Raw genomic sequence first — 14,765 nt, forward strand, 5'->3', positions numbered from 1 at the left:
AAAAGAAAAACAGAGTACGAATTATATGATAATTCTTTCGAAAAATTTAAGAAAGTGCAGGAGGTGAAGTATTGAAAATCGTGAAGATGATTTCTGATACTTTTAAAAGGAAAAACTTAAAGTTAATTAGTTTCATTTTGATAAGAAAGGAACGAGATCCTTTTGATGATACAAATGTAAGAAAGAAAAATATTCAGTTGTTTCAAAAAATTTAAATATTTTTTTGAAAATCTATTAATTAACTGATAATCAATTTAATTATTTTTTTGATGTAATAATTTTTAATCCAGACAGGGTGATTTTTAACGATAAATCGGATCTAAAACTAATCAACCCTCTCTGAATTGGCTTCAAATTTGATTAAATTTTCATCTAATAATAGCTAAAAAATGATCAGAAAAATCTTATTAGGTGCATTTTGCATTGCTCAGTTTTCATTGGTTCAGGCTGGAGCTTTTAATGAAAATCCGGTTTCAAAAATCAGTTATCAGCAGGAAAAAGTTCCCAAGTCGTTTATTATTAAAACCAAAAAGTTTAAAATTAAAATTGATAAACAACCCAACGGAAATTATCTGTATCAATCCTGGGCAGCCAACGGAAAGGTGACTTCCAAACCGAGTATGATTATTTCGGACGGAGAACTGATTCCGGACGGAACAGGCGGAAATTATTATTACGAGTTTAATAATAACGGATATACTTACCAGATCTGGAGAAATTATTTAACGAGTTCGGCGAAAAAAGCTCCGTATACTTTAACGGTAACCGACAGAAACGGCAAAACAATTGTTAATCAGGATGGTTACGTGGTTAAAAATTAATTTCAATAATATATTTAGTTCCTGACTTCACCGTCAGGAATTTTTTTGTTTTTTTTAAAACAATGGAAAATTGTTTAAATTTTTATGGACCACAAAGGGTTTTACTTTTCTGGTGAAAGATAAAAACCAATAGATAGATAGATAGATAGATAGATAGATAGATAGATAGATAGAAAAAGCTGTAGTTTTTATTTTGGGGGAGTTATCTATTGAAGATATTTTTGAAATAGTAAATGGATGGCTGATTTCTAGCCCCAATTGAGCGGCATGTCTGAGCTCTTTTTAGAATTTCGGCGGCAGCTTCGCTGCCGCCGAAATTCTAAAAAAGCGAGTAGCGAAAGTGGGAAAAAGCTTCAAAGAAAAAAGATTTAGATTGGAAAGGCTAAGTTTGAGGTTAAGGCTATCCTATCTGTTTTTCCCATTTCGTCATTAAAGTTACTCTAAAAAATTGAACTCCTTCGGAGTTCTGCTGATGCATTTTCTTTTTCTGTTGTACAGATATGATTCTACAGAATATTTTACGTGTAGAAAAATGGTATTATTTCTAATATTTTGGTAAATTCACTTAAAATAATCAATATCCAATGGCTTTTACCATTAAATCGAATCTGATCGACATCGTTGCAAGGGAAACCTACCCTGCTGAAATCATTATTAAAGACAACAAAATCAGTTCAATACAAAGAATTTCAGAAAAGCAGGATACGTATGTTCTGCCCGGATTTATTGATGCACACGTTCATATTGAAAGCAGTATGCTGGTTCCGTCTGAGTTTGCAAAGATTGCGGTAAAGCACGGAACGGTGGGAACGATTTCAGATCCTCATGAAATTGCCAATGTTTTGGGAGTTTCAGGGGTAGATTATATGATCGAAAATGCTCAGAAAGTACCTTTTCATTTTTATTTCGGGGCTCCTTCGTGCGTTCCTGCGACCCATTTTGAGACGGCAGGTGCGGTGATTGATTCGGGTGATATTGACGGGCTTTTAAGCAAGAAAGAAATTGTATATCTGGCTGAAATGATGAATTTTCCGGGGGTTATTTATAAAGATGAGGAGGTTCTGAAAAAGCTGGAATCTGCGAAAAAACATAACAAGCCGATTGACGGTCATGCTCCGGGTTTAATGGGGGAAGAAATGAAATCTTATTTCAGTGCGGGAATTTCTACAGATCATGAGTGTTTTGGTTATCAGGAAGCACTGGAAAAGCTTGAATTCGGGGTGAAAGTGATGATCCGTGAAGGAAGTGCGGCAAAAAATTTTGATACTTTAATTCCTTTATTAAAAGATTTTCCGGATCAGATGATGTTTTGCTGTGACGATAAGCATCCTGATAATTTGCTGGAATCTCATATCAACGATCATGTGAAACGCGCTCTGGATTTGGGTTATGATTTGTATGATGTGCTGCGTGCTTCTTCGTACAATGTAGTTAAGCATTACAATTTACCGGTCGGATTATTGCAGATTGGCGACAATGCAGATTTTATAGAAATCGATAATCTCACGGATTTTACGATTTTAAAAACGTACATCAACGGAGCATTGGTTTCAGAAAACGGGGAATCGTTTATTGAATCTGTGGAAGCTGCGACAGTGAATAATTTTAGCTGCAGCTTAAAAAGTCCTTCGGATTTTAAGGTAAAAAGTGAAGGGGAAAAAATTCGTGTGATTGAAACGCTGGACGGACAACTGATTACAAAAGAAATTCATGCAGAAGTTTTAAATAACGATGGTTTTGCTGAATCTGATCCTGAAAATGATATTCTGAAAATTGCTGTGGTGAACCGTTATCAGGATGCGCCGGTTGCAACAGCTTTTATCAAAAATATAGGCTTAAAAAACGGAGCGATTGCTTCGTGTGTTGCGCACGACTGTCATAATATTGTAGTGGTGGGAACGAATGACGATGACATATGCAAAGCCGTGAATCTGATCATTCAGGCAAAAGGCGGAATTTCTCTTGCCCATGATGAGGAAGAAATGGTTCTGGAACTGCCGATTGCCGGAATTATGACGGATCTTCCTGCGGAAAAAGTGGCAGAAGCTTATATTAGATTAGACCGGCGCGCAAAGGAATTGGGAAGCAGATTACGAGCGCCTTACATGAGTTTGTCTTTCATGGCTCTTCTGGTGATTCCCGAGCTGAAACTTAGCGACAAAGGGCTTTTCAACGGGAAAAGTTTTGAGTTTACGGATGTCTTTATCAAGTCTGTTTAAACTTTTATTTAACCGCAAAAGAGGATATAAACTTTTATTTAAAGTTGCGAATTATATATGAAAAGTTCACAATAGCTTTTAAAAATCTTTGATTTTATTCTTTTGAGCGCTTTGATGATTATAGAAATTCGCTTTAACATTGTCTTTTGTCCCTTTTGTGGTTAATTCTGAAATTAGTTTATCAAATAAATTGTACTGCCTTTTTGTTTGTAAACCGCAAAGATGCAAGACGTATCAACTTTCAGTAATTTTTTAAGGGGAAATGAAGTCAAAGATTTCAGACTATTCTTTTTTCGTTTTCCAGATCAGCGTAAAAACGGCTTTCATTAAAGCTTTCTTTGGCAGCCTGATAACCAATGTTAAAGATCTGTTCCAGACGGTCTTTTCTTCTTTCGAATGTTCCGTAGATGGAAAGTTCCTGCGATGAGATAAACCAGTCGCAGTGATCGAATTTAATTCTTTCGATGCGGTAAGAAAGCAGATCGTACGAGCGGGAGACAATGGCTTTAATCGATTTTAAATCATTGATTTTGACGTCTTGTGGGGGAGAAACAAAAACACCGATCAGCTTATCGCAATCGTCTCTGATGATGTCGGCGGGAAAATTATTCAGCACGCCTCCGTCGCAGTACATTTCTTCATCAATGATGTACGGAGTCGTCACTCCGGGAATAGAGCACGAAGCAATAATGGCATCGACGATTTTAAAACTTTTTTCAAAGATTTTTTCGGTTCCTCCTACCAATTCTGTTGCCACAATTCTTACGTCTTTATCGAGATCGCCCAGTTTCATTTCGCCGAAAATAGGATTGAGATAATTTCTGAAAATCACCGAAGAAACCAAGCCGGGCTGGTTGAATGCAAAATGTTTCCAGTTGAAAAAGTAAACCGAATTGAAAAATTCTAAAATTTCCTCGGGCGTTTTACCCACTGCATGAAGGCAGCCTACAATGGAACCTGCGCTGCAGCACGAAAGAACATCAATATTAATATTTTTTTCCGCTAAAAATTTTAAAACTCCGGCATGTGCGATCCCTTTTGTTCCGCCACCCGATAAAACAAGCCCAACTTTCCCAAATTCCATAGATTAAAATTAAGAAAACAAGTCGATAAAAACAGATTAATTTTTCTAAATGTGGTGATTTTGCATTATTTTAACACAAATAAAATTATGCTTAAATGAATATTGATGATCTGGTCTTATTTAACCAGAAAACTATAATGATTTTTAGTATTAAGTATTTAATGTAAAGCTTTTTTAAAAGAGGTTTTCTTCAATAAGAAATAGTTTAACCCACTTTTTTATCGTACAACTTAAGTATTTTCAGAAGATCGTCATCTGTTTTCCAGGAATCTATCATAGCGAGAAGATCCGGATAAGCCGCAAATCTTACTTTCAGGCTATTTTTAAGACTGGGATTGAAAAATCCGGATTCATTGATGATTTTTTGGTTTCTGCCGTCGATTAAGAAATCTGTTCCAACAAATTTTAAGCCGCCGTGAGGAAAAAATCTGTACCAGTTCATATTTTTGCCTTCATACAAAATTTCTACAAAACCATTGTCAAAAACCATTTTCCCGGCAGAAGCATAATATTCATGAGTGGTATTATTTTCATCGGTAATCTTAATGTATTCCACATCTTTTGGTTCCACCCAAGTTTCAGATCCGGAAGAATCCCTCATTTTCATCTTAAGTAACACCGTGGCTACATAATATTTTGTATTGGAAAATTTACCTACATTTCTGATCTTCGTTTTGATGGTATCGCTGGATGTTTTCAGAATGTACTCCACAGGAAAATATCTTTTATCGTCTTTGTTCTGAGAAAATGAAAAGCTAAAGCATACAAAAAGCAACAAAAAAATGATTTTTTTCATGAATGGTGGTTTAAAAAAGCCCGGCAAATTTCCGGGCATATTATCTAAATTTATTTTTAATTATTAATATACTTTTCAAAAATTCTTGAGAAGTCTTTCTGATTATATTTATCAAAACTGTTGGTGTTCCATGCAAAAATATACTCGTTGATGGCTCTCAGTTCCTGACTTTTGGAAACGTTTTCCTGCTTTCCGGAAGCAACTGTTGTAATGGCTTTCTGGATGCTGTCGTTAGAGAAATTCAGCAAAGAATGATTGTGGTGAACTTCCTGCTGAATCGCCAAAAGTGCTTTATACAGATCTTTCAACTGATCGATCTGACCTTTTGCAACGCTGATCATCAAAGGAACATTCCCGATATTGAAAGAAATTTCTACATCAAGATCGATGGTTCCCGCCGTCTGCAAAGCAATATTCGAGAAAGGAAACTGATAATATTCGTATCTCTTTAAGACTCTTTTTTTATCTAATGCACTGGCTCCGTCGATATGGATTAAAGCTCTGTTGGTAAAGCAGTATTCGTCTCTTTTCGATTTAATTAAAAAGAAAATTTTCTCGTTATCTTCGGAAAGGATATAATCGTCCGAATCTACTTTATCATAATCCTGAGAAGGGATAATTTTTCCGATATCTCCTAATCCCAGAGCTTCCGCAGCTAATTTTTTAAACATAGTTTGTTGTATTTGTATTTTATTTCCGGAATAAAATTAAGAAAATAACTGAGATAAAATCAAAAAAAATCATCTTAAAGAATGTTTAAATTTGATTAAATATTCAAAAATTTCATTCATTTTTTAACGCAAAGTTTTTATTTAAAGATTTAATTATTGAAGTGAGCAAAGAAGAATCAACAAGTTGATTTGATGAAGCAATGTTTTCAGGTTTCGTGAAGCAAATTTTATTTGCCTTTGCTTTCTAAGAATAATGTGTAAAGTTGAATTAAAACTTTGCGCGGTAAAATAATCGAATCATAAAATTTTAAATATCAAATTGAAACAGATCCTTTTCAAAGAGAAAAACCACAGACTTCTGATCTGTGGTTTTGATATTGTTGAACTTTGTCAAAGATTTTCAACTTTGTCAAAGATTTTCAACTTTGACAAAGTGAAAAATTAAATGTGGATTACTTCACCGTAAGCAGCCGCTGCAGCTTCCATAATGGCTTCAGAAACTGTCGGGTGCGGGTGAATAGATTTGATGATCTCGTGACCTGTAGTTTCCAGTTTTCTTGCAACCACTGCTTCCGCTACCATATCTGTAACACCTTCTCCGATCATGTGGCAACCTAACCACTCTCCGTATTTAGCATCGAAAATAACTTTAACGAAACCATCCGTATTTCCGTTTGCCGTTGCTTTTCCACTTGCCGATAGAGGGAATTTTCCTACTTTAATTTCGTATCCTTTTTCTTTAGCCTGTTTTTCTGTAAGACCGACTGAAGCTACTTCTGGGTGACAGTACGTACATCCCGGAATATTGCCATAATCGATTTTCTCAACGTGCATTCCTTTGATTTTTTCAACACAGGTAATACCTTCTGCTGAAGCAACGTGTGCCAAAGCCTGAGTAGGAATGATGTCTCCGATTGCATAATAACCCGGAACTGAAGTTTCGTACCATTCATTGACCAGAACTCTTCCTTTGTCTGTCTGGATTCCCACTTCTTCAAGACCGATGTTCTCAATGTTTGCAGCGATTCCTACAGCAGATAATAAAATATCAGCTTCAAGAACGATGTTTCCTTTTGCTGTTTTTACGGTAGCTTTTACGCCCTCTCCGCTTGTATCAACGCTTTCTACGGAAGCATTGGTCATAATCTCGATTCCTGATTTTTTCAGAGATTTTTCTAAGTGCTTAGAGATTTCCTCATCTTCTACAGGTACGATGTTTGGCATAAATTCTACAACGGTTACTTTTGTCCCCATTGTATTATAGAAATCGGCAAATTCTACCCCGATAGCTCCGGAACCTACAACGATCATAGATTTTGGCTGCTCAGGAAGAGACAATGCCTGTCTGTATCCGATTACTTTTTTACCGTCCTGTGGCAAGTTCGGCAATTCTCTTGAACGCGCTCCTGTTGCGATGATGATGTGCGTTCCTGTATATTCAGTTACTTTTCCTTCTTTATCGGTAACGGAAACTTTTTTACCTTTCTGTACTTTTGCAGTACCCAGAATAACATCGATTTTATTCTTTTTCATCAGGAATTCAATTCCTTTGCTCATTTTCGATGCAACGCCACGGCTTCTCTGAATTACGTTCGGAAACTCAAAGCTAGCTTCCACTTTGTTCAATCCATAATCTTCAGCATGATTGATATAATGAAAAACCTGAGCCGACTTCAATAAAGCTTTGGTAGGAATACATCCCCAGTTAAGGCAGATTCCTCCTAAATTTTCTTTTTCAATGATTGCTGTTTTGAAACCTAATTGTGCCGCTCTGATTGCTGTAACGTATCCACCAGGACCACTTCCGATGACAATAATATCGTAATTCATTAGTTTAAAATTTTTATGCGAATTTAAGGAAAAATATCGGATGTATGGCATTCTGACGAAATTGATCCCGGAAGGTTTTATTTCCGATTGTCTGGCTTATTTTACTTTATCTTAAGCTTTAAAAGTTGTTCATATTATAAAAGCATCAAAAATTAGAAATAGTTTTTAAATATTATCCAAAACATCATTCGATTAATATTATCAATACAATTTATTAAAACTATTAAAAATGATAGTTAAAAATTAAATTTCATATTAAAATTTTAATACTTTTGAAGCAATCAACTAAAATTAATATGTATGAAAAAGATTTTTTCGATTTTTGTGATGTGCGGAATTTTTGCAAACGCTCAAGTTGGAATAAGTAAAAACTTACCAACCAGCACATTAGACATTAACGGATCTGTAAGCGCTAATTACAGACAGGTGACTGCAACTGCTTATTCCATCGTTGCCAACGATCATTACATCACTTATAATGGCACTGCCAATTCTACGTTTACGCTACCGGTAATCGGTTCCGGAGCCTCAAGTTTTACGGGAAGAATTTATAAGATAAAAAATATTTCTGCTTTCAATATTACTTTACAGGCTTCAGGGGGAAATACGCTAAGAATAGACAATACTCCGGTTTCTACATTTATCATTCCTACTGGAGCATATGCAGAAGTGGTAAATAACAGCAACACTACCGGAGGAACATGGGATCTTTCTTTTATTACGCTGCCGAAGCCTAATAATGTGGAAATCTACGGAACACAGCTTTCGATACCGCCGCACGCTTCGGGAACAGCTCCGGTTGCCGACTGGACCGGACATTCTAATACAGCATATGATACGGGAACAGGAACTGATGCATGGTGGGTCATCAGCAAAGCATCTACATCGTTCTCGGTAGGAACAGGTTTTTCCAATGCGAGCAGAATGACTCTGGTTTACGAGTATCAGGGAACTCCTTTTAATATTACCAATATGAATCCTTCGCTTACCGCAGGAAACAATTCTAGTTTTCCGGATGTTTTCATTGCTTCTTTTGTAAGCCTTGCCAATAACGGAACTTCTGGTAAAACGAGACTTACGGTTTCTGTTGCGCGCGTGGATTTTATAGGAAACAACGGCTCCAACAACAGTAACTGGACCGGAACATTCCTTTTAAATCTATTGCTTGCAAGAAAGGTTTATTAATAAGCCTGTTTACACTTTTTTTAACCGCAAAAAGTCACCAAAGATGAACTAAAATTTTATTTAAAAACTGATCATTATAAATGAAAAAGCTCATAATCGTTTTTAAAAATCTTTGATTTTTATTCCTTAGGTTAGAACATAAAAAAACAGGCTATCTGTATTGGATAGCCTGTTTTTATTGTATTGGGAAATTACATTTTTCTTAGTAATCTCTTCTGACTCTGGTACTTTTCATTTAAAGCTCTTAATTGATCCTGCTTCATTTTTTTGGTTGCAAGCGGATGATTCATAATTGCTTTTTTCTCAGCTTTATATCTTCTGTCAAGCTCTCTCGATTTGCTACTGATCAACTCACTTTTTGAAGGATGTGGAGGTGCAGGTGGACGTTTCTGTCCGTAAGCATTCATTGATAATCCTACTAATAAAACGGTTGATATAAATAACTTTTTCATAATATTTACTTTTTTTGAATGAATTTATCATGAAATTCATTCCTGTTCGGTTTAAATATTACACATATCATACCATAATTTTTTTACGCCGGACTACTCAACCTCAATATTTTGTTTCAAAGGCAGATTTTTGGAAGAGTTTCCGACAAAGATTCTGTACGTTCCTTTTTCCACGATCCAGTTCATTTTTTCATCTAAAAACTGTAATTCTTTCACCGGAATTTTAATCGAAATCTGTTTGGATTCTCCGGGTTTTAAATAAATTTTCTGAAAACCTTTCAACTCAATAACCGGTCTGGAAACTGAAGCCAACAGATCTTTTACATACAACTGAACGACTTCGCTTCCTGCTTTCGAACCTGTATTTTTCACAGTCACTTTTGCGACAATTGTATCATTTTCAGAATATTTTGTTTTATTTAACTGTAAATCTGAGATTTCAAAAGTGGTATAGCTTAATCCAAAACCGAAAGGATACAACGGTTCGCCGCTCAGATCGTAATAATCATTTCCTCTTCCTGTCGGATGATGGTTGTACGTCAAAGGCAACTGACCTTCTTCTGTTGGAAAAGTGATCGGCAGTTTTCCTGACGGATTTTCTGCTCCGAAAAGTACTTTTGCCACAGCGTTTCCGCCTTCTTCTCCGGGATACCAGACATCCAGAATGGCTCCTACCTTATCTTTCCAATCTGTTGTTTTTATGGCAGAACCACCCACTAAAACAACTGTCGTGGGTTTATTTAATTTTGATATTTCATGGATGAATTTTTCCTGATTCCCGGGAAGACTTAACGAAGAGCGATCCTGAAATTCCCCTTCATGAATTCCGGCTGTAACAATGATGTAATCTGCATTCTGAACCTGTTTCAAAGCATCATTAAAATCTTTTCGGTAGTCATGTAAGCCATAGTTCCAGATCAGTTCAATATTGGCTTCTCCCCTGTTTTCGTGAAATTCAATCACAATATCATATTTCTGGCCTTTAGTAAATTCTACCTCAACGGTTTTGGTGGAATAGCTGAGTTTTTCCCAATTGTCAATTAACAATGAACCATTTAAAAACAACCGGAAACCGTCGTTTCCTCTTAAACCTAACTGATATTTTCCCGATTTTGGAGCTTCCAATTTTCCTGTCCACCGAACGCTGTAATTGTCGGGCTGCAGTTTTTCAGGATTGGGAGAATACAAAGTCCATTTGAAATTGATCTGTTCGTCCTGTTTTTCAAATTCAGGTTTTCCTTTTAATTCTGAATCTGAAAAGTAACTTCCTTTTAGACCTTTTTGATTTTCAAAAGACAAAACTTCAGCAGGAACCGTCATAAATTCTTTTATATTCCAGTCGATTCCTTTTGAATAAGTGATTTCGATATTTTTATTTTCAGCTAAATTTTTAATGCCATCCAAAATACTCACCTTTTTATTTCCCGGTCCGGAATAACCGCCTAATCTTGCATCAACAGCATCTGTTCCGACTACTAAAATCTTTTTATATTTTTCTGAAATCGGAAGCGTCTGCTGATTATTCTGAAGCAAAACAAAAGATTCTGCCGAAGCTTTTTCCGCTAATTTTTTGTGATTGATTTTCTTTAATTCTTCTATATCTTTATTAGAGACATAAGGATTTTCAAACAAACCGAGTTCAAATTTTGCTCTTAAAACTCTCGCGACTGCATTATCAATTCTTTCCTGAGAAATTCTTCCGTCCAAAAACGGAGGAATAAAAAGTTTATAATGTTGATATTCCGTTTGAAAAATCACATCAAGCCCCGCATTGATCGCCTGTGCAGAAGCATCATCGTAATCTTTTGCCGTAAAATGCAGCACATTTGCTCCACCAACTGCACTTGCATCGCTGATGACAAACCCCTTGAAATTCCAGTCCTTTTTTAATTTTTCTGTTAACAGCCTATGATTTGCCGTTGAAGGTCTTCCGTCCAGTAAATTGTAGGAAGTCATTACCGAACGGCTTTTTCCCTGTTGAAAGGCTTTCTGAAAAGGGATTAAATGGGTTTCTTCCAGATATCTTTTACTCCAATGAATCGGATATGAATCTCTTCCGCCTTCTCCAACATTGGCTAAAAAGTGTTTCGGAGTGGTAATAATTCCCTGATTTTCAAAGGAACTGACGAAATTGACACCCATCACGGAAGTCAGAAACGGATCTTCACCATAAGTTTCCTCTGTTCTACCCCATCGAACATCGCTTGCTAAATTCACAACCGGCGTCAGAATCTGACGGATTCCTCTCAGTTTAGACTCTTTTGCAATCGCTATTGAAACTTCTTTCATCAACTCAGGATTGAAGGTTGCCGATAAACCAATTGCCTGTGGAAAAGCAGTTGCTCCTTCACGCATTAATCCGTGCAAAGCTTCATCGAAAGGAATAATCGGAATTCCCAGTCTCGATTCTTCCACAAAATATTTTTGAATGGCATTGATTTTTTTTGCGAGTCTTTCTGCATCTTCATTGGCATTATATTTCAGCATTTGTCCTGCAACTCCGCCTCCCTGATTTCCTGCGCTTACCTGTAAACCGAAGATTCCGTGGAAATACTGATCTTTCGGAACGTTATCCAAATCTCCGGGAATCATGAAGCACTGCCAGAATTTTTCTTCGGGTGTCATGCGTTTCAATAGATCCTGAACTCTGGCTTCAACAGGTTGTTTGAGGTCTTTGTATAGTGGTTTTTGAGCTATAATAAATGTTGTGCTCAATAATGAGATTGCTATGATTTTAAAACGAAATTTAAAGAACATACATAATTTGATTTAATTATTGTTCTTTTGTCTTAAAACAAAAGAACCAAAAATTCAAGACTTGGAACTCTCCGCTAAAAATTAAAATTTAATCCTAAAATTCCCAAAACTTGCGCGAATTTGGTATTAGTTCTTCGGTTCAATATCTGTGTCGCGCTTTAAACAATGGGAATTTCTTAACGGATTAAGTTTTAATTTTCTTAACGCTTCGATTTCCTAGGTCGTTTTTGATATAAAAATAGTCACAATTTGAACTACTGCGTAATCTGGATTACGGTTGAATATTTTAACTGGTTTCTTTCCTTTGGTAAATTGATTTCGATTGAATTTCCGGTTTGTTTCCACTGGATTTTATTGGATAATCCTAAAATTTTCAATGATTTTGGTTTAAAATTTTCAGGAATAACGAAATTTAGGATTGATGGAGCCTGATAATTTGTTTTTTCATCCAGATGAAAAATATTCACTGTTTTTCCGTCTTTGCTTTTCGTGTAGTAAAAATTTCCGTCGTGATAAGGGGCAACACTTCTTGTTGCAAAAACAGCCGACTGGTTTTTATCCATCCAACTTGAAATTTCTTTCAGTCTTTCGTAAACAATGGGATCGTAGTCTCCATTCGGTCCGGGAGCAATATTCATGAGGTAATTTCCGCCTCTTGAGATGATTTTAATTAACGTTTCGATGATTTTCTGAGAAGATTTGTAATTGTCGTTGGGAACATAGGAAAACGAATCTCCCATCGTAATGCAGCTTTCCCATGGAATGGAAAGTGGCTTTTCCGGAACCGCCTGTTCCGGCGTGACATAGTTTTCCCATTTTCCGGGAACGGTACGGTCTACAACAATGATTCCGGGTTGATTTTTACGCGCCATGGTTCCGATCTTATCCATATCGATGTCCTGTTCAACTTTGATGGTTCTCTGCCATTCTACATTGGGATCGATGGTATTAAAGGGACGAACCCAGCCTCCGTCTAACCAAAGAATGTCAATTTTGCCATAATTGGAGGTGATTTCGTTGAGCTGATTAAACGTAAAATTTTTAAAACTGTTCCATTTTTCAGGATATTTTTTAGGATCATAGTTTACATTTCGGTCTTTTGGCGGAAAATACGACCACCAGTAATCGTCGGAATGCCAATCGGGTTTTGAAAAATAAGCTCCGATTTTAAACCCGCTATGTCGGAATGTATTGAAAATTTCTTTTGTTACGTCTGCTTTTGGCGTTTTGGAAAAAGGCGTTTTGGAAGAAGTAATTTTATAATCAGACTGTTGGGTATTAAACATTGCAAAACCGTCATGATGTTTTGTTGTAAAAACCACGTATTTCATTCCTGCTTTTTTTGCAGCTTCTGCCCATTTCTGCGGATTGAACTGAACCGGATTGAAAGTTGTCTGAAGATTTTCATAGTTTTTTACGTATTCGTAGTATGATTTTCCGTGTTCGGGTTTTCTCTGTGTCCATGATTCGTCTTCGGGACAGAGGCTCCAGCTTTCGACAATTCCCCATTGGCTGTAGGTTCCCCAATGCATGAAGAGTCCGAATTTTAGATCCTGCCAGTTTTCCAGATTTTGCACAACAAGCGGATCGGTAGGTTTCTGATAGCCTTCAGAAACATTGTGAGCCTGAGAAAAAAAAGCGGATGACGTAAGAAGTGATGAAAGGATTATGGTTTTTGCTTTTTGTCTGATGAACATTGACGTTTAGTTTTTGCTAATTTAATATTTCACCGGAAATTTTTAACCACAAAAGGCACAAAAGTTTTTCCTGACACATAAGTCAAATAAGTTTAGTTTAATTATATATTTTAGAAGATCACATAAGAAGAAAATCAAAGATTTTATAGAGTAATGCAACTCATGTTGATGAAGTTTAAAATCTAAGGTGACTTATGTGGTTAAAAAATACACTTATATTTCAGTCTGTAAAACTTTCATTTTGATAACAATAAATTTTTAAATGCAGATTCCACTGTTGAATAGGAAAATTTAAAGCCGCTTTTGATTAATTTTTCAGGGTAGACATTCCGGCTTTTTAATAGTAATTCGGTTTCGGTGTTTAAGAATATTGATGCGATTTCCAATTGCCAAACCTGTGCATTTATTCCAAACGGGATTTCCATTTGTTTTCTTAATTTTTTCATGAATTCTTTGTTGAATAAAGGATGGGGAGCTGTAATATTGATACTTCCTGAGATATTTTCATGTTCAATGATGAATTCTACAGCTCTGCAAAAGTCTTCAATATGAATCCAGCTTACGTTTTGGTTTCCTCTTCCCTGTTTTCCGCCCAATCCGAATTTGGTCAGACTCTTCAGTTTAGGAAGAGCTCCGCCGTTATTTCCTAAAACAATGGAAGTCCGTAACGCAACTTTTCGTAGATTTTCTGTTTCTGATTTAAAAAATTCATTTTCCCAGCTTTTACAGATGTTCATGGAAAAATCGTCACCAATGATTCCGTTTTCTTCTGTGTTCAAAAGTTTTTCTGAATGAACGTAAATGGTTGCGGAACTTGCATTGAGCCAGATTTTGGGTTTATGGATACATTCATCAATTGCCTGCTGAAGAACTTTTGTGCTTTCAATTCTTGAATTGTAAATTTCTTTTTTGTTGTTTTCCGTATATCCGCAATCGACGGATTTGCCGGCAAGATTGATCAGAACATCAGAATTATCGAGGATATTTTTCCATTCTCCTAACGTTTTAGCATTCCAGAATATTTCGTTTTGGCGTTTTGGATTCCGGGTTAAAATATAGACCTGATTTCCTTTTTCAGTAAAATATTTTTCGAGGTTTTTACCGAGAAAGCCTGTTCCGGCGGCGATGATTATTTTCATTTTTGGTTGATTGCATTTAGTTGATTGTTAATGGATTTAAATATTGAGATGCTTTCCTTCGTCAAGCTCAGGATAAATTTAAAGCTCAGCATGACATCGCTAATATTAATTGTT

11 protein-coding genes are annotated in these 14,765 nt (G+C 36.1%); 3 read left to right on the top strand and 8 right to left on the bottom strand.

Translation table 11 applies throughout. From position 1 onward, the window contains the following. Positions 1-389 precede the first annotated feature (389 nt). Positions 390-821: a hypothetical protein gene (locus DD829_RS07570; protein ID WP_087706093.1), complete on the top strand. Its 432-nt coding sequence runs from the start codon at positions 390-392 to the stop codon at positions 819-821. Positions 822-1,405: 584 nt separating this feature from the next. Further along, positions 1,406-3,040 carry an adenine deaminase gene (ade, locus tag DD829_RS07575; RefSeq protein WP_108411229.1) on the top strand — a complete coding sequence of 545 codons (1,635 nt, stop codon included), beginning with the start codon at positions 1,406-1,408 and terminating at the stop codon, positions 3,038-3,040. 277 nt (positions 3,041-3,317) lie between these two features. Here ade and DD829_RS07580 read toward each other — a convergent pair whose 3' ends face one another. From DD829_RS07580 to lpdA, 4 genes are all read right to left on the bottom strand, one after another. After that, positions 3,318-4,124, bottom strand: a complete 807-nt coding sequence (locus DD829_RS07580) for a patatin-like phospholipase family protein (protein WP_076396594.1) — start codon at positions 4,122-4,124, stop codon at positions 3,318-3,320. Between the two features lie 205 nt (positions 4,125-4,329). Further along, positions 4,330-4,920 (bottom strand): hypothetical protein, encoded by a 591-nt coding sequence (locus DD829_RS07585; protein WP_108411508.1) that lies wholly within the window; start codon positions 4,918-4,920, stop codon positions 4,330-4,332. 56 nt (positions 4,921-4,976) lie between these two features. Continuing rightward, complete coding sequence (locus DD829_RS07590) at positions 4,977-5,591, bottom strand: PH domain-containing protein (RefSeq protein ID WP_108411509.1); 615 nt, start codon at positions 5,589-5,591, stop codon at positions 4,977-4,979. A 441-nt stretch (positions 5,592-6,032) separates the two neighbouring features. Next, on the bottom strand, positions 6,033-7,421 hold the full coding sequence (lpdA, locus tag DD829_RS07595) for a dihydrolipoyl dehydrogenase (protein WP_087706084.1): 1,389 nt from the start codon (positions 7,419-7,421) through the stop codon (positions 6,033-6,035). Positions 7,422-7,721: 300 nt separating this feature from the next. On the opposite strand from lpdA, the gene DD829_RS07600 reads away from it, so the two are divergent. Beyond that, complete coding sequence (locus tag DD829_RS07600; RefSeq protein ID WP_076396588.1) at positions 7,722-8,606, top strand: hypothetical protein; 885 nt, start codon at positions 7,722-7,724, stop codon at positions 8,604-8,606. Positions 8,607-8,797: 191 nt separating this feature from the next. Here DD829_RS07600 and DD829_RS07605 read toward each other — a convergent pair whose 3' ends face one another. From DD829_RS07605 to DD829_RS07620, 4 genes are all read right to left on the bottom strand, one after another. After that, positions 8,798-9,058, bottom strand: coding sequence for a hypothetical protein (locus DD829_RS07605; protein ID WP_076396587.1), 261 nt, complete (start codon positions 9,056-9,058; stop codon positions 8,798-8,800). A 93-nt stretch (positions 9,059-9,151) separates the two neighbouring features. Beyond that, positions 9,152-11,773, bottom strand: coding sequence for a beta-glucosidase (locus tag DD829_RS07610; RefSeq protein WP_228408147.1), 2,622 nt, complete (start codon positions 11,771-11,773; stop codon positions 9,152-9,154). 296 nt (positions 11,774-12,069) lie between these two features. Continuing rightward, positions 12,070-13,512, bottom strand: a complete 1,443-nt coding sequence (locus tag DD829_RS07615) for an alpha-L-fucosidase (RefSeq protein WP_108410635.1) — start codon at positions 13,510-13,512, stop codon at positions 12,070-12,072. Positions 13,513-13,748: 236 nt separating this feature from the next. Further along, positions 13,749-14,651, bottom strand: a complete 903-nt coding sequence (locus DD829_RS07620; protein WP_108410125.1) for a TIGR01777 family oxidoreductase — start codon at positions 14,649-14,651, stop codon at positions 13,749-13,751. Positions 14,652-14,765 lie beyond the last annotated feature (114 nt).

Origin of the sequence: Chryseobacterium sp. HMWF035 (assembly GCF_003094695.1) — a bacterium.
GTDB classification, from domain to species: Bacteria; Bacteroidota; Bacteroidia; order Flavobacteriales; family Weeksellaceae; genus Chryseobacterium; species Chryseobacterium gambrini.